The organism is Haloferax sp. Atlit-10N (assembly GCF_003586325.1).
Lineage (GTDB): Archaea > Halobacteriota > Halobacteria > Halobacteriales > Haloferacaceae > Haloferax > Haloferax prahovense.
Genome location: NZ_PSYX01000001.1, coordinates 1017953 through 1042437, shown reverse-complemented (window position 1 = coordinate 1042437; position 24485 = coordinate 1017953). Strand labels below are relative to the sequence as shown.

Annotated in this window: 28 protein-coding genes; 20 read left to right on the top strand and 8 right to left on the bottom strand. The window is 68.2% G+C overall.

The genetic code is table 11. From position 1 onward, the window contains the following. Positions 1 to 41: 41 nt before the first annotated feature. The gene (locus C5B91_RS05475) at positions 42 to 1325 is read right to left on the bottom strand and encodes an amidohydrolase (protein ID WP_049905216.1); all 1284 of its coding nucleotides are present in this window, start codon (positions 1323 to 1325) and stop codon (positions 42 to 44) included. A 128-nt stretch (positions 1326 to 1453) separates the two neighbouring features. Between C5B91_RS05475 and C5B91_RS05470 the strand changes: the two genes are divergently transcribed. Continuing rightward, positions 1454 to 3004 (top strand): Na+/H+ antiporter NhaC family protein, encoded by a 1551-nt coding sequence (locus tag C5B91_RS05470; protein WP_008093210.1) that lies wholly within the window; start codon positions 1454 to 1456, stop codon positions 3002 to 3004. Next, positions 3001 to 3264 (top strand): hypothetical protein, encoded by a 264-nt coding sequence (locus C5B91_RS05465; protein WP_008093208.1) that lies wholly within the window; start codon positions 3001 to 3003, stop codon positions 3262 to 3264. Before C5B91_RS05470 ends, C5B91_RS05465 begins: the two co-directional genes overlap by 4 nt. 62 nt (positions 3265 to 3326) lie before the next feature. Here the strand turns inward: C5B91_RS05465 and C5B91_RS05460 are convergent, their stop codons facing one another. After that, positions 3327 to 3656, bottom strand: a complete 330-nt coding sequence (locus tag C5B91_RS05460) for an uS10/mL48 family ribosomal protein (protein ID WP_008093206.1) — start codon at positions 3654 to 3656, stop codon at positions 3327 to 3329. Positions 3657 to 3815: 159 nt separating this feature from the next. On the opposite strand from C5B91_RS05460, the gene C5B91_RS05455 reads away from it, so the two are divergent. The 3 genes from C5B91_RS05455 to C5B91_RS05445 all read left to right on the top strand — a co-directional run bounded on the left by C5B91_RS05455 (position 3816) and on the right by C5B91_RS05445 (position 6022). Continuing rightward, entirely contained in the window at positions 3816 to 4271 is a 456-nt protein-coding gene (locus C5B91_RS05455) for a bis(5'-nucleosyl)-tetraphosphatase (protein WP_008093204.1), read from the top strand. 145 nt (positions 4272 to 4416) lie between these two features. Further along, positions 4417 to 5397 (top strand): DUF5787 family protein, encoded by a 981-nt coding sequence (locus tag C5B91_RS05450; protein WP_008093201.1) that lies wholly within the window; start codon positions 4417 to 4419, stop codon positions 5395 to 5397. Positions 5398 to 5422: 25 nt separating this feature from the next. Continuing rightward, complete coding sequence (locus C5B91_RS05445; RefSeq protein ID WP_049968422.1) at positions 5423 to 6022, top strand: class I SAM-dependent methyltransferase; 600 nt, start codon at positions 5423 to 5425, stop codon at positions 6020 to 6022. Between the two features lie 19 nt (positions 6023 to 6041). On the opposite strand, the gene C5B91_RS05440 is transcribed toward C5B91_RS05445, so the two are convergent. Further along, on the bottom strand, positions 6042 to 6542 hold the full coding sequence (locus C5B91_RS05440; RefSeq protein ID WP_115819198.1) for a DUF5797 family protein: 501 nt from the start codon (positions 6540 to 6542) through the stop codon (positions 6042 to 6044). Positions 6543 to 6641: 99 nt separating this feature from the next. On the opposite strand from C5B91_RS05440, the gene C5B91_RS05435 reads away from it, so the two are divergent. The 4 genes from C5B91_RS05435 to C5B91_RS05420 all read left to right on the top strand — a co-directional run bounded on the left by C5B91_RS05435 (position 6642) and on the right by C5B91_RS05420 (position 8870). Further along, complete coding sequence (locus tag C5B91_RS05435) at positions 6642 to 7415, top strand: enoyl-CoA hydratase/isomerase family protein (protein WP_004977135.1); 774 nt, start codon at positions 6642 to 6644, stop codon at positions 7413 to 7415. 122 nt (positions 7416 to 7537) lie between these two features. Beyond that, a complete protein-coding gene (locus C5B91_RS05430) occupies positions 7538 to 7795 on the top strand; it encodes a hypothetical protein (protein WP_008093196.1) in 258 nt (85 codons plus the stop codon). A 93-nt stretch (positions 7796 to 7888) separates the two neighbouring features. Further along, complete coding sequence (locus C5B91_RS05425; protein ID WP_049905217.1) at positions 7889 to 8209, top strand: transcription factor S; 321 nt, start codon at positions 7889 to 7891, stop codon at positions 8207 to 8209. 40 nt (positions 8210 to 8249) lie between these two features. Further along, positions 8250 to 8870: a DUF6517 family protein gene (locus C5B91_RS05420; protein WP_115819197.1), complete on the top strand. Its 621-nt coding sequence runs from the start codon at positions 8250 to 8252 to the stop codon at positions 8868 to 8870. Between the two features lie 51 nt (positions 8871 to 8921). On the opposite strand, the gene C5B91_RS05415 is transcribed toward C5B91_RS05420, so the two are convergent. From C5B91_RS05415 to C5B91_RS05405, 3 genes are all read right to left on the bottom strand, one after another. Beyond that, positions 8922 to 9647, bottom strand: coding sequence for a methyltransferase domain-containing protein (locus tag C5B91_RS05415; RefSeq protein ID WP_008093192.1), 726 nt, complete (start codon positions 9645 to 9647; stop codon positions 8922 to 8924). Further along, entirely contained in the window at positions 9644 to 10024 is a 381-nt protein-coding gene (locus C5B91_RS05410) for a nascent polypeptide-associated complex protein (RefSeq protein ID WP_081909204.1), read from the bottom strand. The genes C5B91_RS05415 and C5B91_RS05410 overlap by 4 nt, the downstream gene beginning before the upstream one ends. An 82-nt stretch (positions 10025 to 10106) precedes the next feature. Further along, positions 10107 to 10775 carry an O-methyltransferase gene (locus C5B91_RS05405; protein WP_049968419.1) on the bottom strand — a complete coding sequence of 223 codons (669 nt, stop codon included), beginning with the start codon at positions 10773 to 10775 and terminating at the stop codon, positions 10107 to 10109. 211 nt (positions 10776 to 10986) lie between these two features. On the opposite strand from C5B91_RS05405, the gene C5B91_RS05400 reads away from it, so the two are divergent. Both C5B91_RS05400 and C5B91_RS22625 read left to right on the top strand, forming a co-directional pair. Beyond that, complete coding sequence (locus C5B91_RS05400; RefSeq protein ID WP_008093188.1) at positions 10987 to 12663, top strand: methylmalonyl-CoA mutase; 1677 nt, start codon at positions 10987 to 10989, stop codon at positions 12661 to 12663. Between the two features lie 343 nt (positions 12664 to 13006). Beyond that, the gene (locus tag C5B91_RS22625) at positions 13007 to 13291 is read left to right on the top strand and encodes a hypothetical protein (protein ID WP_233514186.1); all 285 of its coding nucleotides are present in this window, start codon (positions 13007 to 13009) and stop codon (positions 13289 to 13291) included. 181 nt (positions 13292 to 13472) lie between these two features. Here C5B91_RS22625 and C5B91_RS05390 read toward each other — a convergent pair whose 3' ends face one another. Together C5B91_RS05390 and C5B91_RS05385 are read right to left on the bottom strand one after the other, a co-directional pair. Beyond that, a complete protein-coding gene (locus tag C5B91_RS05390) occupies positions 13473 to 13811 on the bottom strand; it encodes a hypothetical protein (protein WP_008093186.1) in 339 nt (112 codons plus the stop codon). Positions 13812 to 13818: 7 nt separating this feature from the next. Then, on the bottom strand, positions 13819 to 14193 hold the full coding sequence (locus tag C5B91_RS05385) for a YbjQ family protein (protein ID WP_008093185.1): 375 nt from the start codon (positions 14191 to 14193) through the stop codon (positions 13819 to 13821). Positions 14194 to 14247: 54 nt separating this feature from the next. Here C5B91_RS05385 and mce point away from each other — a divergent pair, with 54 nt between their 5' ends. The 9 genes from mce (at position 14248) to C5B91_RS05340 (ending at position 24378) form a co-directional block, all read left to right on the top strand. Continuing rightward, complete coding sequence (gene mce / locus C5B91_RS05380; RefSeq protein WP_008093184.1) at positions 14248 to 14631, top strand: methylmalonyl-CoA epimerase; 384 nt, start codon at positions 14248 to 14250, stop codon at positions 14629 to 14631. 3 nt (positions 14632 to 14634) lie between these two features. Then, positions 14635 to 16563, top strand: a complete 1929-nt coding sequence (menE, locus tag C5B91_RS05375) for an o-succinylbenzoate--CoA ligase (protein ID WP_115819196.1) — start codon at positions 14635 to 14637, stop codon at positions 16561 to 16563. 88 nt (positions 16564 to 16651) lie between these two features. After that, entirely contained in the window at positions 16652 to 18313 is a 1662-nt protein-coding gene (locus C5B91_RS05370) for a long-chain fatty acid--CoA ligase (RefSeq protein ID WP_008093182.1), read from the top strand. A 93-nt stretch (positions 18314 to 18406) separates the two neighbouring features. Further along, a complete protein-coding gene (locus tag C5B91_RS05365; RefSeq protein WP_008093181.1) occupies positions 18407 to 19558 on the top strand; it encodes an acyl-CoA dehydrogenase family protein in 1152 nt (383 codons plus the stop codon). A gap of 105 nt (positions 19559 to 19663) precedes the next feature. Next, complete coding sequence (proC, locus tag C5B91_RS05360) at positions 19664 to 20437, top strand: pyrroline-5-carboxylate reductase (protein WP_081909203.1); 774 nt, start codon at positions 19664 to 19666, stop codon at positions 20435 to 20437. After that, the gene (gene proB, locus C5B91_RS05355) at positions 20430 to 21305 is read left to right on the top strand and encodes a glutamate 5-kinase (RefSeq protein ID WP_115819195.1); all 876 of its coding nucleotides are present in this window, start codon (positions 20430 to 20432) and stop codon (positions 21303 to 21305) included. Before proC ends, proB begins: the two co-directional genes overlap by 8 nt. Continuing rightward, positions 21298 to 22632, top strand: coding sequence for a glutamate-5-semialdehyde dehydrogenase (locus tag C5B91_RS05350; RefSeq protein ID WP_115819194.1), 1335 nt, complete (start codon positions 21298 to 21300; stop codon positions 22630 to 22632). The genes proB and C5B91_RS05350 overlap by 8 nt, the downstream gene beginning before the upstream one ends. Before the next feature lie 118 nt (positions 22633 to 22750). Beyond that, positions 22751 to 23413 carry an AIM24 family protein gene (locus tag C5B91_RS05345; RefSeq protein WP_008093173.1) on the top strand — a complete coding sequence of 221 codons (663 nt, stop codon included), beginning with the start codon at positions 22751 to 22753 and terminating at the stop codon, positions 23411 to 23413. A 161-nt stretch (positions 23414 to 23574) separates the two neighbouring features. After that, the gene (locus C5B91_RS05340) at positions 23575 to 24378 is read left to right on the top strand and encodes an N-acyl homoserine lactonase family protein (protein ID WP_115819193.1); all 804 of its coding nucleotides are present in this window, start codon (positions 23575 to 23577) and stop codon (positions 24376 to 24378) included. Positions 24379 to 24485 lie beyond the last annotated feature (107 nt).

Genomic DNA, 24485 nt, shown 5'->3' with positions numbered 1-24485 from the left:
AAGCGGCGCTCTCGGCGCGAATCAGCGTTTCTTCGCTCGACTCAGGGCCGGCCAGCGGCGATTCGTTCGACGCTGCCGGCGAGCACGTCCACGGCGATGCGGATGGTTTCCTCGTCCACGTCGAACGTTCGGGTGTGGTGGCCGCCGGGGTGGTCGGTGCCGACGCCGACGTAGGCCGCGAGACCGCCGCGGTCCTGGACGTACTGCATGAGGTAGGTCGCGTCCTCGCTACCGCCGAGGTCGTCGCTTTCGAGAATCGAGGTGACGCCCTCGACCCCCTCGCTCACGCCGCCGACGATGGCCGCGAGCGCGTCGTCGCTCCGGGCGCTCGGGGCCTTCCCCTCGACCCCGATTTCGACCTCGCAGTCGTGCATCGCGGCCGCCGACTCGATGACGGTGTGGGCGCGGTCTTCCATGTACTCCATGAGCTCCGTCGTCGCGCCGCGCACCTCGCCTTCGATGAACGCCTCCTCGGCGACGATGTTCGTGGCCGTGCCGCCGCCCATCAGGCCGACGTTGACGCGGGTCGGTCCGTCGGAGTGCCGGGAGATACCGTAGAGGTTCTGCGTGGCCGCCGCGGCCGCGAGGTTCGCGTTCTTTCCCTCCTCGGGCTTCGCGCCCGCGTGGGCCGGCGCGCCGGTGAACTCGGCGCGGAAGTGCGACACCGCGAGGAAACCGCCGACGCCGCAGACGACCTCGCCGGTCGGGTGGTCGAGACCGACGTGAAGCGCGAGCAGGTAGTCAACGTCGTCGAGGTGGCCGCCCTCGGCGACGGCCTTCCCGCCGGCGACCTGTTCTTCGCTCGGCTGGAAGAACACCTTGAACGTCCCCTCGAAGTCGGACTCGACGACGGCGTCGAGGACGCCGATACCGATTGTCGCGTGGGCGTCGTGGCCGCAGGCGTGCATGAAGCCCTCGTTCTCGGAGCGGAAGCCCTCGGCGGCCGGGAGGTGGTCGCCGTCCTCGGATTCGGTGATTGGGAGCGCGTCGATGTCGACGCGGAGCCCGACGGTCGGGCCCTCGCCGCGTTCGACGACCGCGACCGCGCCGGTGTAGCCGCCGACGAGGCGGTCGAGAACGTCCTCGCGCGCGCCGGCCTCGCGGGCCCGCTCGAACCACGCGTCGAGTTCGGCGTCGTCGGGGACGGCCATGCGCTCGTCGGCGTCGAGTATCTCCGGGCCGACGTAGAGCGCGTCGAGGTCGCGCGTCTCCAGTTCGTCGACGAGGCGGGCGGTGGTGTAGAACTCGCGCCACGCGGGTTCGGGGTGGCGGTGCAGGTCGCGGCGAAGCGAGACGAGGTCGTCCATCGTCGCTCGGTGGCTCATGTCCGGACTCTTTTCTCCCGGCGATGATAAACGCTCCCGACGGTTCGTGGCCGAGAAACTCAAGTTTGGAAGAAATAGTTGGAGGAAATTCGTGCCTATTATATATCACAGTCAATCTCTGACAAACGATGCCAGAAGAACCGGACATCGAGCTCAGTTTCCGTGGCGGGCGCCTCGTGAGCGCCCTGCCCATCGCCCTGTTCATCGCGTGGGCGATTTTCCAGAGTGGTATCCTCGGTATCGGCGATACGACCGGCCTCGTCGCGGGGATGCTGACAGGACTCATCGTGGGACTGCTGTTCGTCCGGGGAGATTGGAAGGACTACGCGGACGTCGTCTTCGCCGGCATGACCCGCCGGGTCGCCGCGACGGCGGTCGTCGCGTGGCTCTGGGCGGGCATGTTCGCCGAGACCATCCAGGTCGGCGGCTTCGTCGACGGCCTCGTCTGGGCGGCCACGGTCCTGAACGTCGGCCCGGGGCTGTTCCCGGCCGTGACGTTCCTGCTCGCGGCGCTGTTGGCGACCGGTATCGGCACCGGCTACGGCACCGCAATCGCCTTCACGAGTCTCGTCTTCCCGGCGGGGCTCCTCCTCGGTGCGAACCCCGTGTTGCTGTTCGGCGCGATTCTCTCCGGCGCGGTGTTCGGGGACAACCTCGCGCCCGTCAGTGACACCACCATCGTCTCCGCGGTCACGCAGGACGCCGATATCGGTGGCGTCGTCGCCTCGCGGGTGAAGTACGCCGTCGTCGCGGCGACGCTCGCAATCGCGGCGTACCTCGTCGCCGGCTTCGGAATCCCCGGCGTCTGGGGCGGCATGCCGTACGTCGACGTGGCCGGCGAAGTCTCCGCGTCCGTGTCGCCGTGGGGACTCGTCCACCTGCTCGACATCGCCGTGGTCATCGCGCTCGCCGTCCGCGGCCGACACATCATCGAGGCCGTCTCGTGGGGACTGCTCCTCGCGGCGGCGTTCAACGTCGCGCTCGGCGCGGCGAACTTGGTGGACGTTTCGGTCGGAAGCATGCTCCTGTTCAGCGCGCCGCAGAACGGACTCACGCAGGCGGTCGAGGCGCTCCCGCTCCTCGGGGCCGTCGTCGAGACCGTCCCCGCGGGGCAGGTCGGCGTCGGCGGGAGCGTCTACTCCGGCGCGGCCGGCTTCTTCCCGCTCATCGTCCTGACGCTGCTGCTCGTCGCGGGCGCGGAAGTCATGCGCGCCGGCGGCGGCTTCGACGCGATTCAGGAACTCGTCATCGACCGCGTCGCCACGACGGTCCGCCGCGCGGAGACCACGATGGTCGTCGGGACGGCGCTCGTCAACGCGACGGTCACCATCAACACGGCGGCCGAAATCGCCATCGCGCCCTACGTCGCCACGCTCGGCAAGCGCTTCAACATCAACGGCTACCGCCGCGCCAACATCCTCGACGCCAACACCTCGGCGCTGGGGTACATCTTCCCGTGGGGCGGCGGCCTACTCGCGGGCTACGGGGCCATGCAGGGCCTCGTCGGCGGCGAGGCGACGCCGTGGTTCACGGCGGAGATGCTCGTGAACCCCGCGTCGGTCTTCCCCTACGTGTTCCACGGCTGGTTCCTCGTGGCGGTGTTCCTGTTCGCCGCGTGGACCGGCTACGGCCGCGAGTACGTCTCCGACCGCACGAGCGAGGAGGTGAGCCGCGTATGAGCCGCCTCGATAAGCTCTTGGCCGGCTGGACGTTCCGTACCGCGACGCCGACGTTCGAACCCGGCGAGGTCATCACGGCCTACGTCAGCGAGCGCAACGGCGACGGTCTCACCGTCCGCATCGGCGACTCGATCATCCGGGTCGAAGACGGCCGAGGCGCGGCCGTCGAGGACAAGATTCGGCTGGAGGTCACGTCGTTCGACGCCACCAACCACGTCGGTACCGGCGAAGTGGTCGAAGTCCTCGGGCCGGACGCCTGAGCGGTCGAAAAAGCAGACAAAAAGCGCAGACCCGCGTCTTCTTTCGCGCTCCGTGGCCGCCGTCAGCGACGGTGACCGAGCGGTTTCTTCTGTTCGACTTCGATTTCGAGGTGGACGCTGTCGGGGAACTCCTTGAGGCCGACTTCGCGGGCGATCTGGTCCGCGCCGTGGATTTCGAGCCGACGGGTGTACACGGGGTAGGTCCACGACGAGAACTGGTCGCCGGGCTGGAGCGTCCGATACTGCGGGACGCTCACCTGCTTCGGCTGGTCGGAGTGGGGGCCGCGGCACTCCGCGCCCTTCCGCTCGACGAACTGCTTGAGGTCGTCGACCACTCGGTCGAGGACCGCCTTATCACCGCTTTGAAAGGTGAGTTTTGTGACGAAGGCCATAGCTGGGTACTACTCCTTGTTGCACGCTCCGACGGTAAAAGCGCATCTACACGAACCGGGGACCCCGGGCTTCCGCCACCCGAATCCCGAACGAACGACCGTGCGAACACGCTACAGCCTCCGATACCCTCTTAAAGGGTGGCACGTTTATTTCGGGTAATGGCAGTCGAAGCGGTTAGCGCTGGAGCCATTCTCTTCCGCGACACCCGCGGCCGGAGGGAGTACTTACTCCTGAAGAGCCGTCCCGGGGACTGGGAGTTCCCGAAGGGCGGGGTCGAAGGGGACGAGGAGCTTCAGCAAACGGCAATCAGGGAGGTCAAAGAGGAGGCGGGAATCGCAGATTTCCGTCTCATCGACGGCTTCCGCGAGGACTACAGCTACGTCTTCGAGGCGAACGGTACGACGATTCACAAGACGGTCCACCTCTTCATCGCGCGCTCGTTCGAGGCGTCCGCGGAGCTCTCGACGGAGCACCGCGACCTCCAGTGGCGCGACTACGAGCAGGCCATCAACACCATCACGCAGGACGGCCCCCGCGAGATATTCGAGCGCGCACACGAGTTCCTCGACGAACTCGCCGAGAGGAACGAGGGCGAGCACAAGTACCTGAAGTAGCGTCGGCCGGACCGGCCGACGCCCGAGACGCGACGAGAGCGAGCGGCAGCGCCGCGATTCGACGCGTGCGACGACATTCGCGGCGTCGGGCCGCGCGCCGAGACTCCACCGAAACGCCTTCGGCTCCCCGCTCCGACTCCCGGTCGTGAGCGACGCCGCCGACCGCGACCCCGAGTTCGCCTTCGAGCTGCGGGTCTGCCGCTGGGCCGAGCGCGCGTGGCACCCCGACGGTTCGCGCCCCGCGTTCGTCGCCCGACAGCTCGGCACCCGAGAGCGCCGCTGGGACACCGTCGTCGTGGAGGTCGACCCCGAGGCGTTCGCCGCCCGGCGCGCCCTCTCGACCGACGGCTTCGACTCGGACCTGTTGCGCGTCGTCCGCCACGCGCCCGCCGAGTGGGCGTGGTACCGAGACGCCGTCCCCGAACCCGACTTCCCGTGGCGACACGTCGTGCCGGCGGTCCACCGCGCCGCGGGGCTCGGACTGGTCGAGAAGCGCCGCGGTTCGCGGAACCGCGTCGAGTACCGGCGGACCGCCCCGTACCCCGACTGGGTCGAGCGCGTCGTCGCCATCGAGAACAAGCCGGACCTCGACGCCAGCGCCGCCCGCGCGCTCGCGGACCAACTCGAACACGACGTGTCGCGGGCGCTCGCCGACGAGGTCTGGGTCGCCACCGAGGTGACGGGCCGGCGGGTCGAACCCGCACTGTTGGAGGACCTGCCGGTCGAAGTCGGCATCCTCGGCGTCGACGACGACTCGGCGGAGGTGCTGTGGCACCCGAGTTCGCTCTCGCCCGACCCGGAAGACGCCCGGCGGCGACTCGTCCTCGCCGAGCGGGCCTACGACCGCGGCTGGCGGAACTACGTGGACACGATGCGGCCCGACTGCCGGCACTTCGAACTCGACCGTCGCGGCCGGGCGCTCGTCCCTCGGTGCGCCGCGAAAGGCTGTTATCAGAGCCAGCGCGAGTGCGCCCACTCCTGTCCGTCGTTCGAGCCGGAGCCCCCGGCGTGGCGGATGAAGGGCTGGCCTATCGAGGGTGGCCCCGGCAAGGGCGTGCGCCGGATTCTGGACGCGCGGCGCGAGCGCGCCAGAGACCGTGCCGAACGCGGTAGTGAGAACGCCTAAATTCGTGCCCCTCTGACCGGGCGGTATGGAGCGATTCCAGAACACGAGCCTGCCGGACTGGGACTGGTGGGGAAAGCTCTGGCCGACGCCGGGCGAGACGCTTCGGGAACTCGGGCTGTCGACCGGCGACACCGTCGTCGAAATCGGCTGCGGAAACGGCTACTTCGCGCTCCCAGCGGCGCGAATCGTCGCCCCGGCTCCCGTCTACGCGGTCGACCTCGACGACGGACTGCTCGCGGAACTCGAACAGCTCGCCGACCAGCAGCGCATCGACAACGTGGCGACGGTTCGCGGCGACGCTCGCGAGCTATCGGCGCACGTGTCCGACCCCGTCGACGTGGCGCTCTTCGCGAACGCGTTCCACGGGGTCGACGACCGCGACGAGTTCCTGACCGAAGTCGACTCGGTCCTCGCGGACGGCGGCCGGTTCGTCGTCGTCAACTGGCGACCGCTCCCCCGGTCGGAGACGACCGTGGGCGGTGAGCCCCGCGGTCCGCCGACGGACCTGCGCCTCGCCCCCGAGGAGACCGCGGCGATAGTCGAAGACGCGGTCGGCCTCGCGGTGACGGCGGAAATCGACATCCCGCCGTACCACTACGCGCTGGTGTTCGAGCGGCGAGCGTAGCGACCGCTGAAACGGGCGATTAGACGACTTCCACGTCGACCTCGTCGCGGGCGACGGCGAGGCGGAACGTGGGGACGGTCCGGTAGACGACCTCGATGACGCCCTTGCGGCGGAGGCTCTGGAGCGCCCGGCGCACGTCGTCCACGTCGGGGTCGATGTCGAACTCCTCTCGGAGCTTGTTGAGGACGCTGACGACGCTCTCGGAGCGATCGTCGGGGCCGGCGACGACCTCGAAGACGCGGGCTTCGAGCGAGGGAACCCGGATGACGCTCGGTACGGACTCGGCCTCGTCGTCGCCCTCGACGCCGGGTTCGACGCCGACGAGTTCGGCGGCCTCGGCCGTCGCGCGGATGAGGCTGTTGTCGTCGCGGTAGTAGTAGTCTTTGAGCTCGGACTCGAGGTAGCGGTGGACTTCGCTCCCGCTTTCGAGGTCCCAGCGGTTCTGTAACTCCTTGTTCTTCGTCGGCTGGAGCCGGACGATGTCGGCGAGGCGTTCTTTCGCCTCGTCGGAGAGCGTCATATCGGTGGATTCGACGGAGGGGGTATAACGTTGTTCTGGATTCTTCAGCGCGACCGCGGAACGTTAATTATTATCCCTGTCCCTTGCGTCGGCTCGACTATGAGCTGGGACACCCTCCGACTCGACTGGGACGGCGACGTGGCGACCATCACCATCGACCGCCCCGAGCAGATGAACGCGCTCAACGCGGACACGCTCGACGCGCTCGAAGACGCGCTCGACGAGGCCGAAGACGGCGGCGCGCGGGTGGTCGTCCTCACCGGCGCGGGCGAGAAGGCGTTCATCGCGGGCGCGGACATCGGCTACATGAAGGACATCGGGTCGCCCGCCGCGCAGGCGTACGCCGAGCAGGGCCACCGCATCGCGACGCGCTTGGAGGAGTTCCCCGCCCCGACTATCGCGGCCATCAACGGCTACGCCTTCGGCGGCGGCATGGAGTTCGCGCTGGCGTGTGACCTCCGAGTCGCCTCCGAGCGCGCGCTGCTCGGCCAGACCGAAATCGACCTCGGCATCATGCCCGGGTGGGGCGGGAGCGTCCGCCTGCCGGCGCTCGTCGGCGACGAAGTCGCCCGCCGACTCATCTTCTTCGGCGAGCGCATCGACGCCAGCGACGCCCACGAGTACGGCATCGTCGGTGAGGTCGTGGCCCACGACCAACTCGACTCGCACGTCGAGGACCTCGCCGCGGACCTCGCGTCGAAGCCGCGACACGCCCTCGCGGGCGCGAAAGCCGCCATCAACATGTCCCACGACGCCCCGCGGGACGCCGCGCTCGACTTCGAGGCCCGCGTCTGGAGCGGCCTGTTCGGCACCCACGACCAGCGCGAGGGGATGGACGCCTTCCTCGACAAGCGCGACCCCGACTTCGAATAGGAACGGGCGGGAGACACCTTTTCGACGGCGCACTCGGTTGATTACCTCCCTCAGTCCTCCGAGAGAGCCGTGCTAGCACGGCTCCTACAACTGCTAAGGCGCTGCATGTATAATGAATAATCGTGCAAGATTCCATCACGCTCGGCCGCGTCGAATCCCTTCTCGAAGACCTCTCGTACCCGGTCTCGCGCCGGGACGCCGCGGCCTCCCTCGACGGTGTGACGGTGCTCATGGCCGACGGGAACGCCGACCTCGGCGAGTTGGTCGCGAACTGCCTCACGGCCGAGTTCGCCGACGCGAAGGACCTGTACTACGAACTGAACAACGCGATGCCCATCGAGGCGCTCGGCGAACCGGGGCAGTCCGACGGCGACGCCTGAGCCGCCCGTTCGACATCGGCTTTTTCAGTGCTCACCCCGCGAGCGGGGCGCAATCCTGACGCTTAAGTCCCTCAAGCGGTAGGACGTACTATCATGGAGTTTTGCGACGACTGCGGGTCCCTGATGACGCCGCAAGACGGCGTCTGGGTCTGTCCGAACGGCCACGAGAAAGCGCGCGACAGCGAAAAGGAGAAGTCGATGGTCACGACCGAAGGCCAAGAGTCCAGCGAGGTCGTCGACATGTCCGACGTGGACAACGCCGACATCGGCCCGACGACGAAGACCATCTGCCCGAAGTGCGGCCACGACGTGGCGCGCTACGAGATGAAGCAGATTCGCTCGGCCGACGAGTCCGAGACGCGTTTCTTCACCTGCGTCGAGTGCGACCACAAGTGGCGCGAAGACGACCACTGAGCGACTCGCCTTTTTCAGCCCTCCGTCCGTAACGCGGGGTATGCCCGACGCGCTCGCCCCGCCGACGCTCCCGCCGCTCGAGGGGTGGGTCCGCGTCGACGACGCGACCGACCGGCCGTTCGAACTCGGCCCCGTCAGCGTCGTCGCCCGGACCGTCGTCTACGAGGACGCCGCCATCCGCGAGCGCGTCCCGGCGACCGCCGACGGCCCGTGGCGCTTCCTGTTCGCCAGCCGCCTCGAAATTCGGCCGCACACGCCCCCGTCGAAGGCGCTGACGAAACTGGTCGGCAAGCGCGCGAGCGCCGGTTTCGAATCGCGCCTCGGAGCGCGCGGCTTCTCGGACGTTCGGCGCGTCGAGTCGCGGACGCTTCGGGTGCGAGTCGGCGGCGGCGACGAGACTGATTCCGCCGGCGACGGCGGGACCGAAGCCGAGGCCGACGTGGTTCGGTACGCCGCGACCGTCGAACTCGCGGGGGTCGAACTCGCGGCCGACGCCTACCTCGCGGTGACGCCAGTCGACGGCGAGTTCCTCCTGACCGGCGGCGCGTACCCCCGCGAGGTTCGCGGCGGCGACGCGGAGACGGCGGCGGCGCTCCGCGAGGTAATCGAGCCGGAGCGGTTCAGAGAAGAGCTGTTTCGCGTGATTCGCGGCGTCGGGTGAGGCGACGCCGGCGGGCCGAAAGCGGGGCTGGCCCGGCGGCGTCGGCGTCGTTCACTCGTTGCGGGCGAAGACGAGGTAGCCGGTGTGGCCGACGCCGGCGGTCGAGGGGCGCGACCCGCGGTCGTTGAAGTCCATGTGCCGCTGAATCGTCTCGAACGTCTCCACGTCCGACAGGCCCGCCTCTCTGGCGGCTTCGACGGCCGCGCGCGTGCCCTCTACGAACGGGGAGTAGACGGCGACGTAGCCGCCCGTCACGAGGAGGTCCGGCGCGTGGCGGACGACCTCGGGCGCGTTCTCGGTGTCGAGGGTGAGCACGTCGAACGCCGACTCCGAGAGGTCGTCGACCTCGTCGGTGATGTCGCCGGTGCGAACGTCGACGCGTTCTTCCACGCCGGCGAGTTGCATGTTCTCGCGGGCGACGTCGGCGAACTCGGCGTCGCGTTCGAACGTCGTCACGTCGACGCCGAGGCGACCGAGGTACGCCGAGAGGACGCCCGTGCCGGTGCCCGCGTCGAGGACGCGTTCGCCGGCCGCGACGCCGGTGTGGCCGACGATGAGGCCGATGTCGCGCGGCATCATCGGCGCGCCGGTGCGCTCGAAGTGGTTGAAGAGGTCTGGGCCGCGCGGCTCGCGGACGAGGAACTCCTCGCCGATGTGGGTCTCGAGCGTCTGGCCGGCGTCGACGTCCTCGGGGACGGTGAGCATCCCGAGGTCGGTGTGCAGCTCGTCGCCGGGCGCCCGGAGGTACTCCCGGTCGCCGTGGACGAGGAGTATCACTCCAGTCGCGAGATGGCCGCGGCGAGGTCGCCGTCTTCGGCCTCCAGCGCTTCGCGGGCCTCGTCTTCGGGGACGCCGGCGCGCTGGGCCACGATGGCCACGTCGTCTGCCGGGATGGCGTCGGCGGCCTCCGCGGCCTCGTCGTCGCCGTCGCCGTCGTCACCGGCACCGAGTTCGCGCGTCTCGGGCTCGCCGACGATTTGGTAGGTCTCCTGGCCCTGCGCGTCCATGCGCGTGACCTGCGCGTCAGAGAAGACGAGTTCCTCGTCGGCCGTCTTGATGACGACTTCCTCGGCATCGAGCTCCGTCACGTCGATGCCCATCTGCTTCATCATCTGCTTCATCTTTCGCGGGTTCATCCCGCCGCCTCCAAACATACCCGAAGGGTCGGGGTGGGCGCTCAAAAGCGTGGCGAACGTCGGTGCGCGGCGGGCCGAGCCCGGGCCGACGGTCGCGCGCTCACTCGACCCGCGTGCTGACCGCGAGACCACTGCCGACCGGGAGAACGATGGTCTCGTACCGCGGATCGGCCCGCACCGCGTCGAGGAACGCCGCGATGCCGCGGGTGTCGGCGTCGGCCCCGTCCAGCGCCTCAGCCTTCCCTTCGCTCCAGTCGGTGAGCGCGCCGAAATCGACGGGGCCGCGCATCACGTTGTCGGCGACGACGACGCCGCCTTCCGTGACGCGGTCGGCGACGAGGTCGAACGCCTCGGCGTAGCGGTGTTTCTGGTGGTCCAAGAGCACGAGGTCGAACTCGCCGTCGACGCCCTCGAACAGGTCGAGCGCGTCGCCTTCGAGGAAGGTCGTCCGGTCGGCGAGGCCGGCGCGGTCGAGAAAGTCCCGCGCCATGTCGAGTTCGTGGGCGTCGTGTTCCGTCAGGTAGAGTTCGGCGTCGTCCGCCATCCCCTCGGCGAACCACGTCGCGGAGTAGCCGAAGCCGGACCCGAACTCGAACAGCCGCTTCGCGTCCGCGAGGTGCGCGAGGACGCGGAGCACGCCGCCCGCTTCGGGGCCGATAATCGGAAAGCCATGCTCGTCGGCGTACGCGGCCATCTCGGCCTGCACCGCGTCGTGTTCGGGCGCGGTCGCCGCGAGGAACCGCCGCGTCTCGTCGGTCAGGATGTCCATGGCGAAGCAGGGCGCGCGAGCGACATAAAATCGGTCGCAGCGGCCGGATTCGTGGGTTCCGTCGCGGGCGCGTTTGCGCTCCGCCTTCACCGCGTCCGCCGCCGTCGGTCTCGCGGTCTCGCGCCCGTCCTCGTCGCACCCGCAGTCGGTGGCGGCACCGCGATTCGCCGACCCGCGTACGCTTAAGTAGGGACAAACCACATCTTCGACCATGTTTGATCCCGACGAGCTCGAAGAGATTCGGGAGGCGAAAGCCGAGTGGGAAGAGGAGACGCTGGGGCCGACGCTCGACCGCTTCGGGGAGCGGAAAGAGGAGTTCACGACGGACACGGGCGGCAACGTCGTCGAGCGGCTCTACACGCCCGACGACGCCGACGTGGACTACGACGAGGACGTGGGCTTCCCGGGCGAAAAGCCCTACACGCGCGGGGTCTACCCGACGATGCACCGCGGGCGGCTCTGGACGATGCGGCAGTACGCCGGCTTCGGGACGGCCGCCGAGACGAACGAGCGGTTCCGCTACCTCATCGACAACGGCTCGTCGGGGCTGTCGCTCGCGTTCGACCTGCCGACGCAGATGGGCTACGACTCCGACGCGATGATGGCCGCCGGCGAGGTCGGGAAGTCGGGCGTCGCCATCGACAGCCTCCACGACATGGAGACGGTGTTCGACGGCATCGACCTCGGCGAGGTCTCCACGTCGATGACCATCAACGCCCCGGCGGCCGTGTTGCTGGCGATGTACGTCGCGCTCGGCGACAAGCAGGGCGTCCCCCGCGAGGAGCTCCGCGGCACCATCCAGAACGACATCATGAAGGAGTACATCGCGCGGAACCTCTACATCTTCCCGCCGGAGCCGTCGATGCGGCTCATCACGGACATATTCGAGTTCTGCGCGGAGGAGACGCCGAAGTTCAACACCATCTCCATCTCCGGTTACCACATCCGCGAGGCCGGCTCGACCGCCGCCCAAGAGGTCGCGTTCACCCTCGGCAACGGCATCCAGTACGTGCAGGCCGCGGTCGACGCCGGCCTCGACGTGGACGAGTTCGCCCCCCAGTTGTCCTTCTTCTTCAACGCCCACAACAACATCCTCGAAGAGGTGTCGAAGTTCCGTGCCGCCCGGCGGATGTGGGCGAAAATTATGGAAGAGCGCTTCGGCGCGGAGAACCCGAAGTCGATGCAGTTGAAGTTCCACACCCAGACCGGCGGGTCGACGCTCACCGCCCAGCAGGTCGAGAACAACGTCGTCCGAGTCGCCTATCAGGCGCTGGCGGCCGTCCTCGGCGGCACGCAGTCGCTACACACCAACGGGAAGGACGAGGCGCTGTCGCTGCCGACCGAGAAGTCGGTCCGCACGGCGCTTCGGACCCAGCAGATTCTCGCCCACGAGTCGGGCGCGGCGGACACCATCGACCCGCTGGCGGGGAGCTACTACGTCGAGGCGCTGACCGACGACATCGAAGACGAGGCGTTCGACCTGCTCGACGAGGTCGACGACCGCGGCGGCATGCTCGACGCCGTGAAGAACCAGTGGGTCCAGCGGGAGATTCAGGACGTGGCCTACGAGCGCCAACGCGAGATTGAGGAGGGCGAGCGCGTCATCGTCGGCGTCAACGAGTATCAGGTGGACGAGGAGCCGACCGTCGAGGTCCAGGAGGTCGCCGAGGAAGATGAGAGCAAGCAGGTCGAGTCGCTCGAATCCCGGAAGGACGACCGCGACGAGGCGGCCGTCGAGGCCGCCCTGGAGGACATCCGCGCCGCCGCGAACGGCGACGAGAACCTCCTCCCGCTCATCGTCACGGCGGTCAAGGCCTACGCGACGGTCGGCGAGATATGCGGCGTCCTCCGCGAGGAGTTCGGCGAGTACGAACCCGGTATGGCCTGAGTCACCACCGAGACTCGGGGCGCGACCACCGACCCCGACCCGGCGGCCACGTTCTGCTCCCCTCCAGTCCGACCGCCCAGTCCGTCTCGGCCCGTGCCAACTAGTCACTAGGATTATACATTCACCCGGCTAACGAGTTTTATTATCACCCCTCGAGTGGAGACAATCGAGGCTTATGATGCCGCTTATCGCATTCTAAACCCGTCACACGCCCGGCCGCCGTCTGTCGGCGCGAGGTTCGCGCCACCAGTCGCTCGATGTTCGAGCGGCGGCCGTCGCGTTGCGGGGCTCTTCGACCCGAGAGCCCCCGGTATCGCATCCGATTGTCCACCTCACCAGACGAATGTCACGAAGACGCTCCCGAGACAGTCGTACCGTCTCCGATTATCGCCCCTCGCATCACCGCCCCGCGCCCTCGCTGGCGACGCAGGCCGTCCTGCTCGCCTCGATGGCCGCGGTCGTCGCGGTCGTCACCTACCCCGTGGCGTCGCTCGCGGTCGCCGTCACCGTCGCGGCCATCGTCGCCGTCGCCCGCGCCGTCGTCACCCGGGCCGACCGCTCGATGCTGACGGTCGACGTGCCCGGCGTCCCCGTCGAGGTCACGGTCGCCCGGACCGCCCGCGACTGAGGACCGACCGACCGCCGTGAGTTCCACACCGCCCCCGCTCGCGTCCCTCACACCTCGCACACGCCACGCCTCTCACGACCACCACACCCCTCACGGCCGTCACGACTCCCGCGTCCCGCTCTTGACGCGCGCTTCCGCGCTCATTTTCGTCCCCGCTCTCGACGCGTGTCCCGCTTTCGCGTCACTCACCGACCCCGACGAGTCGGGTTCGGAGCACCCGGCCGACCGCCACGACGACCATCGCTTCGAGGTAGCCGAAGACGGCGAGCGCCGGATAGAACGTCGCCGTCTCGCGGACGCCGAACTCGTTGGCGGCGAGCGTGTCGAAGAAGAAGGCGGCAACCAGCGCGGGGAAGTCGACGACCCAAATCTCCTTCGGCAACACGCCGAAGAAACCGACCGCCCACGCGGCCGCGAGCACGGCGAAGACGGCGACTGTGGTCAGGTCTGTGGCGAGTCGAGCGAACCCGCGTGCGAGCCGCCGCGGGTCGCGGACGGCGCGCCGAGACGTCGGCGTCACCGTCGGCTCACGCCACGTCGGCGTTCGACGCGGACGCCGATTCCGCGTCGTCGTCGGCGTCGGCGTCACCGACGAGTTTGACAGCGGTCCCGTAGGCCAGAATCTCGGCCGCGCCCTGCGTTACCTCGGCGGTCACGTAGCGGACGCCGACGACGGCGTCGGCACCCATCGCCTCCGCCTCGGCCACCATCCGGTCTGTCGCCTCGTCGCGCGCCTCGGCCATCAGCCCGGTGTAGGACTTGAGTTCGCCGCCGACGATGTTTCGGAGCCCCTGCGTGATGTCGCGGCCGACGTTCCGAGCGCGAATCGTGTTCCCGCGGACGGCACCCAGCGTCACCTCGATGTCGCGGCCGACGACCGACTCAGTTGTGGTTACTATCATGACATGAGTATCGAACCGTCTGGGTTTATCCGTTGCGCCCGACGAACTGGTGACATGCACTTCGACCACGTCGGAATCGCCACGCCCGACGCCGCCGGACTGGCCGCGCTGTTCGCGGAGCTGTTCGACGCGCCCGTGGCCCACGAGGAGACGTTCGACGGCATGTCGGTCGTCTTCCTCGAACTCGAAAACGGCTACTTCGAACTGCTCGAACCCCACGAGGGGGGTGCCATCTCGAAGTTCCTCGACAAGCGCGGCGGCGGCATCCACCACGTCGCCATCGAGACCGACGACATCGAGGCCGCGCTCCGGACCGCCGAGGCCGCCGGCGTCGACCGAATCGACGAGGAACCGCGCCCCGGCGCGTGGGGCCACGAGGTCGCCTTCCTCCATCCCAAGTCCACGGGCGGCGTCCTCGTCGAGTTCGTCTCGCACTGAGCGATGACGGGAGATTACCCCGACGACGCGCCTGCGGACTCAACCGACGACGACGCAACCGCCACCGGCAGTTCAGACGGTGGCGATGAGGGCTCCGCCGCTGACGGTTCCGCACCCGGCGGCGAGGGACGCGGGTTCGCCGGACCGATGCGCGACTGGCTCTCCCACCGGGTCGCCGCGACGCCCGACCGAGAGGCGCTCATCCACGCCGCGACCGGCGACTCGTGGACCTTCCGCGAACTCGACGCGCTCGTGGACGAGACGGCCGGCCAACTCGCCGCGCTCGGCGTCGAGGCCGGCGACCACCTCGGCGTCGTTCTCGACCCCGGCGTGGACTACGTCCGACTCATCCACGCCGCGACGCGGCTCGGGGCGGTGCTCGTCCCCCTCAGCGACCGACTCACCCCCGACGAGGTCGGCCGCAACGTCGAACTCGCAGACGTGACGACGCTCGTCTGCGGCGAGTCCACCGAGTCGACGGCGGTCGAGGCCACGACCGACGTGCCTGTCGTCTCCGTGGACGACCCGCGCTGGGAAGGCGTCATCAACCTCTCGTCTATCGCGCCGAAACGGGTCGAACCCGCGGGCTGGTCGCTCTCGGAGACGATGCTCCTGCTTTTTACTTCGGGGACGACCGGGACGCCGAAGGCCGTGAAACTCACGATGGGCAATCTGCTCGCCAACGCCGTCGCCGGGGCGTTCCGACTCGGCGTCTCGCCCGACGACCGGTGGCTCGTCACGCTCTCGCTGCACCACATGGGCGGCATCGGCCCGATTCTCCGCGGCCCGCTGTACGGGACGACCGTCGTCCTCCGCGAGGGCTTCGACGCCGGCGGCGCGGCCGACGACATCGGCAAGTACGACGCGACGGGGGTCTCGCTCGTACCGACGATGCTCAAGCGGATGCTCGACAGCAGGGGCACGCTCTCCGATTCGCTCCGCGTGGTGCTCCTCGGCGGCGCGCCCGCCCCCGACGACCTCGTCGAGCGCTGTCGGAACTACTCGGTGCCGGTCTACCCGACCTACGGCATGACCGAGACGGCCTCGCAGGTCGCCACCGCGACCCCGGACGAGGCGTTCGCCGACGTGGGGACCGTCGGGCGACCGCTCTTTTTCACCGACCTCTGGGTCGTCGACGAGGACGGCACCGCCGTCGAACCCGGGACGCCGGGCGAACTCGTCGTCTCTGGACCGACCGTCTCGCCCGGCTATTACCGGAACCCGGAGGCGACCGCCGACGCCTTCACCGACGCGGGCCTCCGGACCGGCGACATCGGCTACCGCGACGACGACGGCCTCCTGTACGTCCTGAACCGGAAGGACGACCGCATCATCACCGGCGGCGAGAACGTCGACCCCGGCGAGGTCGCGGCGGTCCTGCGGGACCACCCCGACGTGGACGACGCCGTCGTGCTCGGCGTCCCCGACGCCGAGTGGGGCGAGCGCGTCGCCGCGCTCGTCGTCCCCGCCGACCCGGAGAACCCTCCGGACGACGAGGACCTCGACGACTTCTGCCGCGAGCGACTCGCCGGGTTCAAATGTCCGCGACTGGTCGAGACCGCGGAGGAACTCCCGCGGACCGTCTCGGGGACCATCGACCGCGAGGCGGTCCGCGAGCGACTGGTCGCGGCCAAGCCCGTCGCGGAGGCCGAACCGGAGCGCGCGGCCGATTACGACGACAGCGACGACGGCGACGACGACGAGTCTGCCGACTCCGAGACCGAACCCGGCGAGGCGACGCCCGCGACCGACGCCGACGGGGCTGCCATCGACGACGCGGAGGGCGACGCGACAGTCGCGGACGCGGAGCGCGACGGAGACGACGACGGTGAGGCGATAGCCGACGAAGACGAACGCGATGACGTCGAGAGCGGGGAGGGCGACATCGGCGGCGGCGACGACGGACCCGCTCCCGACCGCGACGAGGAGTGAACGCGCCCGCGAGTGAAGCGAAATCCACAGCCCGCGTCTCGCCGGGTTGTGTCCAAACAATCATTACGTTTTACCGCAAGAGGACAGTATGGTAGGTGCTACCAACCAGACGCTTCGGCCGTTCCTGTGGCGCGCGGGCAAGCTCTTTCCGGACCGCGAAATCGTCTCTCGGACCGCCGAAGGGCTGGAACGCTACACGTACGCGGAGTACGAGGGACGCGTGGCACGGCTCGCGGGGGCGCTTTCGGACGCCGGCATCGGGGACGGCGACCGGGTGGCGACCTTCTGCTGGAACCACAACCGACACTTCGAGACGTACTTCGGCGTGCCGTCGATGGGCGCGCAGTTGCACACCATCAACCCGCTTCTCCCCGACCACCACATCCAGTACATCGTCGAGAACGCGGCAGACCGCATCATCTTCGTGGACCCGTCGCTCGCGCCGAAACTCGCGGGCGCGGTCGACGAGGACGCGTTCGCCTCCGTCGAGCAGTTCGTCGTGATGGCCTCGGACGTCCCCGAGGACGTGGGACTGTCCCCGGTGACGGACTACGAGTCGTTCATCGCCGACTACCCCGACGAGTACGACTGGCCTGACCTCCCGGAGGACCAACCGGCGGGGATGTGCTACACGTCGGGGACGACCGGGGAGCCGAAGGGCGTCGAGTACTCCCAGCAGATGCTGTGGGCGCACACGATGGCGACGCTCCCCAAGTCCGGTCTCGACATCGGCGCGGAGGACGTCATCATGCCGGTCGTGCCGATGTTCCACGTCAACGCGTGGGGCCTGCCGTTTTCGACGACCGCGGCGGGCGCGAAACACGTCTATCCCGGCCCATCGCCGACGCCCGAGGACCTCGCGAAACTCATCGAGGAGGAGGGTGTGACGATGACCGCGGGCGTGCCCACGGTGTGGCTCGGCCTGCTCGACTACCTCGACGAGCACGACGCGGACATCTCGTCGCTCGAACGCATCATCATCGGCGGGTCCGCCGCGCCCAAGTCGGTCATCCGCCGGTTCGACGAGGAGTACGACGTGGACGTGCTCCACGCGTGGGGGATGACGGAGATGTCGCCGGTCGGCACCGTCGCGCATCTCAAGCCGGGGATGGAGGACCTTCCCGCGGAAGAACAGTACGAAAAGCGCGCCAAGCAGGGGCTGCTCGCGCCGGGGCTGGAGATGCGCGTCGTCGACGACGACGGGAACGAGGTCCCGTGGAACGGCGAGGACTTCGGCGAACTCTGGGTGCGCGGCCCGTGGGTGACGACCGAGTACTTCGAGCGCCCCGACGCGAACGCGGAGGACTACGAGGGCAACTGGCTGAAGACGGGCGACGTGGTCACGGTGGACGAAGACGGCTACGTCCAAATCGTCGACCGGGCGAAAGACGTCATCAAGTCCGGCGGCGAGTGGATTTCGTCGCTCGAACTGGAAAACAGCATCATGGCCCACGACGACGTGGCGGAGGCGACCGTCATCGGCGTGCCCCACGAGCGCTGGCAGGAGCGCCCCGTGGCCTTCATCGTCCCGAAGGCGGGCGCGGACGAAGCGGCGCTCAAGGCCGAACTCGTCGCGCTCGTCGAAGACGAGTTCCCGAAGTGGTGGGCCCCCGACGAGGTCGTGTTCATCGAGGAGGTCCCGAAGACCGCGACCGGTAAGTTCGACAAGAAGGTGCTCCGAGACCGGTACGACGACTCCTCGCTCATCGAGGGCAAGACGCCCGACGCGGAGGCTCCGTCGGACGAGTGAACGCCGGGTCGGTCGTGGTTTCTAACGAAGAACTAGTTTGAAGTTTAGACTGGTTCCATACACTATTTTTACTGTACAATCCTATGTCGGGACATGGAACTTCTCGACGACTCCATCGTGCCCGAACACGCCCGCGAACTCAAGCAGGAGGCCCGCGAGTTCGCCAAAGAGCACATCGAACCGGTCGCGGAGGAATACTACGAGTCCGGCGAGTACCCCCACGAGGTCCTCCAGGCGGGGATGGACGCGGGACTCGTCGCGCAGGACATCTCTGAGGAGTACGGAGGCAAGGGCTTCGACCTCCAGCAGATTCTCGCTATCTCCGAGGAGTTCTACCGCGCCGACGCCGGCATCGCGCTGACGCTCCAACTCGCCTCGTTCGGCTGCGAGATTATGGAGGACTACGGCAGCGAAGAACAGAAGGAGAAGTGGCTCCGCCCGGTCGCCGAAAACGAGCAGATTTCGGGGCTCGCGGTCTCCGAGCCGCAGACCGGCTCCGACATGGCCGGCATGGAGACGACCGCCGAGAAGACCGACGACGGCTACGTCCTCAACGGCGAGAAGTACTGGGTCGGCAACGCCGTCGAGGCCGACTGGCTGACGGTGTACGCCAAGACCGCCGACACCGACGACCGCTACTCGAACTACTCGATGTTCATCGTGCCGACGGACACCCCCGGCTACGAGGCCGAGCACATCCCCGAGAAGATGGGCATGCGCGCGTCCAAGCAGGGCCACATCGTCTTCGACGACTGCGAGGTTCCCGAGGAGAACCTCATCGGCACCGAGGGCGGCGGCTTCTACATGCTCGCGGACTTCTTCAACCACGGTCGCATCATCGTCGGCGGCCACAGCCTCGGCCTCGCCGCCGCCGCCATCGAGGAGGCGTGGGAGTTCGTCCACGAGCGGCGGGCGTTCGGCCGCAACGTCTCGGAGTTCCAGGCGGTCCAGCACATCCTCGCCGACATGCGCATGGAGTTCGAGGCGGCCCGCGCGCTCAACTGGCGCGCCGCCGAGAAGGTCGAAAACAACGAGGACGCCGGCTTCTGGGCGGCCGCCGCCAAGACGAAGTCGACCGAGACGGCGGTCGACGTGGCCGAACGCGGCATGCAGCTCCACGGCGGTCGGTCGGTCCTCAACGAGTACAAGATTTCGCGGGTCTACCGCGACGTTCGCATCCCGGTCATCTACGAGGGCGCGAACGAGATTCAGCGCAACCTCATCTACCGGCAGGGCGCGCTGTAAGGCGACCCTGGGACCGGGGGTGGAACTGACAACTCGTTTCCCGGTTTGGCATCGCTTGACCGGAACGCAGTTACTATCTGAGCGTCGTACCTTGACTCAGCACAAATGGTACGCACGAGCGTTATCGGCTGCGGAAACATGGGGAGCGCCCTCCTCACCGGGCTCTGGAAGGCGGGCGGTCACTCGGTCGTCGCCTGCGACCTCGACCCCGACGCCCTCGCCGCGGTCGCCGACTACTGTGAAGCGACGACGGACGACGTGTCGCGCGCCGCCGACGCCGACGTGGTGTTCGTCGCGGTCAAGCCCGACATCGTCGAGGCCGTCCTCTCGGAACTCGACCTGTCTCCCGACCAGACTCTCGTCACTATCGCCGCGGGCGTCCCGACCTCGTTCGTCGAGGCGCGCACCGACGCCCGCGTCGTCCGCATCATGCCGAACCTCGCCGCCGAGACCCGCGACATGGCCGCGGCGGCGACCGGTGACCTGACCGACGAGGTCCGCGAACTCCTCTCCGACGTGGGCGAGTTCGTCGAGGTCGAGGAGTCGCAGATGGACATCGCCACCGCGGTCAACGGCAGCGGCCCGGCCTTCGTCTTCTATCTCATCGAGGCCGTCACGCAGGCCGGCGTCGCGGGCGGGCTCTCCGAGGAAGACGCCGAAATCCTCGCCGCCCAGACGTTCAAGGGCGCGGCCGAGACCGTCGTGCAGGACGACCGCAGCGCCGACGAACTCATCGACGCGGTCTGCTCGCCGAACGGGACGACCATCGAGGGGATGGAGGTTCTCTGGGACAGCGCCGCCGACGAGGCCGTCACCGAGGCGGTCGTCGCCGCCGAGCGCCGGTCGAAGGAACTCGCGGAGGAGTTCGCCGATGAGTGAGGTGAGCGAGACGACGGAGACCTCCGAGGTCGCTGAGCCCGACCCCGACGCGGTCGCCGCCGCCCGCGACGCCGCCGCCGAGGCGAAGCGCGTCATCGTCAAGGCCGGCACGAACTCGCTGACCGACGAGGACTCCAACCTCGACGACGACAAGCTCGACAAGCTCGTCGACGACATCGAATCGCTCCTCTCGCGCGGCAAGGAGGTGCTTCTCGTCTCCTCGGGCGCGGTCGGTGCCGGCATCGGCCGCCTCGACCATCCCACGGCGGACCGCGACACCCTCGAAGCGTCGCAGGCGCTGTCGACGGTCGGCCAGAGCCTCTTGATGCACCGCTACACCGAGAGCTTCGAGCGCTACGACCGGAAGGTCGCCCAGATACTCATCACCCAGCACGACCTGGAGAACCCCGAACGGTTCACCAACTTCCGGAACACGGTCGAGACGCTTCTGGAGTGGGGCGTCGTGCCCATCATCAACGAGAACGACGCGGTCGCCACGGAGGAACTCCAGATCGGCGACAACGACATGATTTCGTCGAACATCGCGGTCGGCATCGGCGTCGACCTGCTCGTGACGCTCACCGACGTGGGCGGCGTCTACACCGGGAACCCGAAGGAGGACCCCGACGCCGAGCGCATCGAGGTCGTCGGCGACAACTACAGCGACGTCGAGGACATCGTCACCGCGAGTTCGACCGGCGGCTTCGGCGGCATCCAGACGAAGGTCCGCGGCGCGCGCGACGCCGCCGAGTACGGCATCCCCGCCGTCATCGCGCAGTCGACCGAGCCCGACGTGCTGGCGAAGATCGCCGAGCGCGAATCGGTGGGAACAATGTTCCTCCCCCTCGATGGTGAACTCGATGACTGAGCGAGACACGACCGCGCAGGTCGAACAGGCACAGTCGGCGGCGCTGCGCCTCGCCAACGTCGACGCGGCCGACCGCGACGCCGCGCTCGGAGCCATCGCGGACGCCATCCGCGACAACAGCGAGGCGATTCTCGCGGCCAACCGCGAGGACGTCGAGGAGGCCGAGGCGATGCTCGAAGCGGGCGAGTACACGCAGGCGCTCGTCGACCGCCTCAAACTCGACGAGGCGAAACTCGACGACATCGCCGGAATGGTCGAGTCCGTCGCCGAGCAGGACGACCCCCTCGGCGAGACGCTGGAAGCGCGCGAACTGGACGAGGCCCTCGAACTGTACAAGCTCTCGGTCCCCATCGGCGTCGTGGCGACCATCTTCGAGTCGCGGCCCGACGCGCTCGTCCAAATCGCCGCGCTGGCGCTGAAGTCCGGCAACGCCGTCATCCTCAAGGGCGGTAGCGAGGCGAGCGAGTCGAACCGAGTGCTGTACGAGACGATTCTGTCGGCCACCGAGGACCTCCCGGACGGTTGGGCGACGCTCATCGAGGCCCACGAGGAGGTCGACCGCCTGCTCGAACTCGACGACATGGTCGACCTCGTGATGCCTCGCGGCTCCTCGGAGTTCGTCAGCTACATCCAGGACAACACCCAGATTCCCGTCCTCGGCCACACCGAGGGCATCTGCCACGTCTACGTCGACGAGTCGGCCGACCTCGACATGGCCGAAGACATCGCCCTCGACGCGAAGGTGCAGTACCCCGCGGTCTGCAACGCCGTCGAGACGCTCCTGGTCGACGAGGCCGTCGCCGCCGACTTCCTGCCGGCGGTCGTCGCGCGCTACCGCGACGAGGGCGTCGTCCTCCGGGGCGACGAGGCGACCCGCGAGTACGTCGATATCGACCCCGCGACCGACGACGACTGGGACACCGAGTACGGCGACCTCGAACTCTCCATCAAGGTCGTCTCGGACCTGTACGGCGCAGTCGACCACATCAACGCCCACGGCTCGAAGCACACGGAGTCCATCGTCACCGACGACGCCGAGCGCGCCGAGACGTTCATGACCGGCGTCGACGCCGCCAGCGTCTTCCACAACGCCTCGACCCGGTTCGCCGACGGCTACCGCTACAGCCTCGGCGCCGAAGTGGGCATCTCGACGGGCAAGATTCACGCCCGCGGCCCGGTCGGCCTCGAAGGGCTGACGACCTACAAGTACTACCTCGAAGGCGACGGCCAGTTGGTCGCCACCTACGCCGGCGAGGACGCCGTCCCCTTCACCCACGAGGCGCTCGACGCCGAGTGGAACCCCGGCCACCGAAGTCGGCGAGACTGAGCGCGGCGGACGCCCTTCGGTCGTCACTCCGCACATCGAGTTCTCGCGGCACATAGAACTATATCCCTGACAGTCGCCTCTCCGGTAGAGTCGTCTCCGCTGCGACTCGGTGACTCCAATGGATTTAGACGAATTCGTCAGCACGCACGCACCGTCCGAAGGCGGCGAAGCCTTCGAACTCGAAAACTCGAAACTGCTCGACGTGGCTCTCGACGGGAGCGTCATGGCCAAGGCCGGGTCGATGGTCGGCTACACCGGCGACATCTCCTTCGAGCGGAAGTCCGCCGGCGGCCTGAAAGGGATGCTCAAGAAGAAAGCCACGGGCGAAGGCGACGTCATGATGCAGGCGACCGGCACCGGGCACCTCTATCTTGCAGACCAGGCCAAGGAGGTCCAGATTCTCGAACTCGACGCGGGCGAGGAGCTGAGCGTCAACGGTAACGACGTGCTCGCGTTCGAGTCGAGCGTGAACTGGGACATCAAGATGCTGACAAGCATCGCCGGGGCGTCCTCCGGCGGCCTGTTCAACGTCTTCCTCGAAGGCCCCGGCCACGTCGCCATCACGACCCACGGCGAGCCCATCGTCCTCCAGACGCCGGCCAAGACCGACCCCAACGCGACCGTCGCGTGGAGCGGTAACGTCTCGCCGTCGTCGAACCGCGACATCAACATCAAGGGCCTGCTCGGCCGCTCGTCGGGCGAGTCCTACCAGCTCGAATTCGCGGGCGAAGGCGGTTTCGTCATCGTCCAGCCGTTCGAGGAAGTCGGCCCCGGTCAGTAGCGTAGCGAACTTCCGCTCCCGTTTTTTCACCGTCGCTCGCCGACCGAGTTCGCCCCCGCAATCCGACACAGAGCGGGCCGAAACGACGCGTATCTCTCGTGCCCGGCGGACATATATTGTCTGCCTGAACTGTTATGCCGGCTCCGTCCTAATCCCGGCGTATGGGTGACATCAGCGTCCATCTGGTCGACCGCGGTCGCGTTCTCACGGATATGGGGTACGTCCTCGACGGGTACACCATGGGAAGCGCGTCGAACCGAAGCCCCGACCACGAAACGGCCGAGTTCGTCGTCTGGAACGCCGTCATCGACGGCCCCGACCGGACGGTGCTGTGGGACACCGGAGCGAACCCCAAGGCGGGCGACGGCTACTGGCCCGCCCCGCTGTACGAGGCGTTCGAGTACGTCGACGCCGCGGAACACACGCTCGAAGGCGACCTCGATTCGGTCGGCTACGACCTCGGCGACATCGACGCCGTGGTGATGAGCCACCTGCACCTCGACCACGCGGGCGGCCTCGCCGAGTTCGCCGGGACGGACGTGCCGATATACGTCCACGAGGAGGAACTGAAGTTCGCGTACTACTCGGCGAAGACAACCGAGGGCTCCATCGCGTACCTCGCGTCGGACTTCGACCGCGATTTGAACTGGAACGTCGTCCACGGCGACGAACACACGCTGTTCGACGGCTTCCGGCTCGTCCACCTGCCGGGTCACACCCCCGGCGTGCTGGGCGCGCACATCGAGACGCCCGACGGCGACGTGCTCGTCGCGGGCGACGAGTGCTACGTCGAGGGCAACTACACGGACGAGGTGCCGCTCGGCCCCGGCCTGCTCTGGAGCGAGCGCGACTGGTTCGAGAGCCTCCAGAAAGTGAAGGAACTCGAACGCCGGACCGGCGGCGACGTGCTGTTCGGCCACGACCTCGACCGGTTCGAGTCGTTCGGCGACGGCTGGAACGTCTGAGACGGGCGACGGCGCGCTCGACGGGCTCTGATTTTCACGCGTCAACCGCAGAACAGCGGACAGACGCAGCTCTCATCGCGTCCGAAGAACGGTCAAAAGGGAACCGC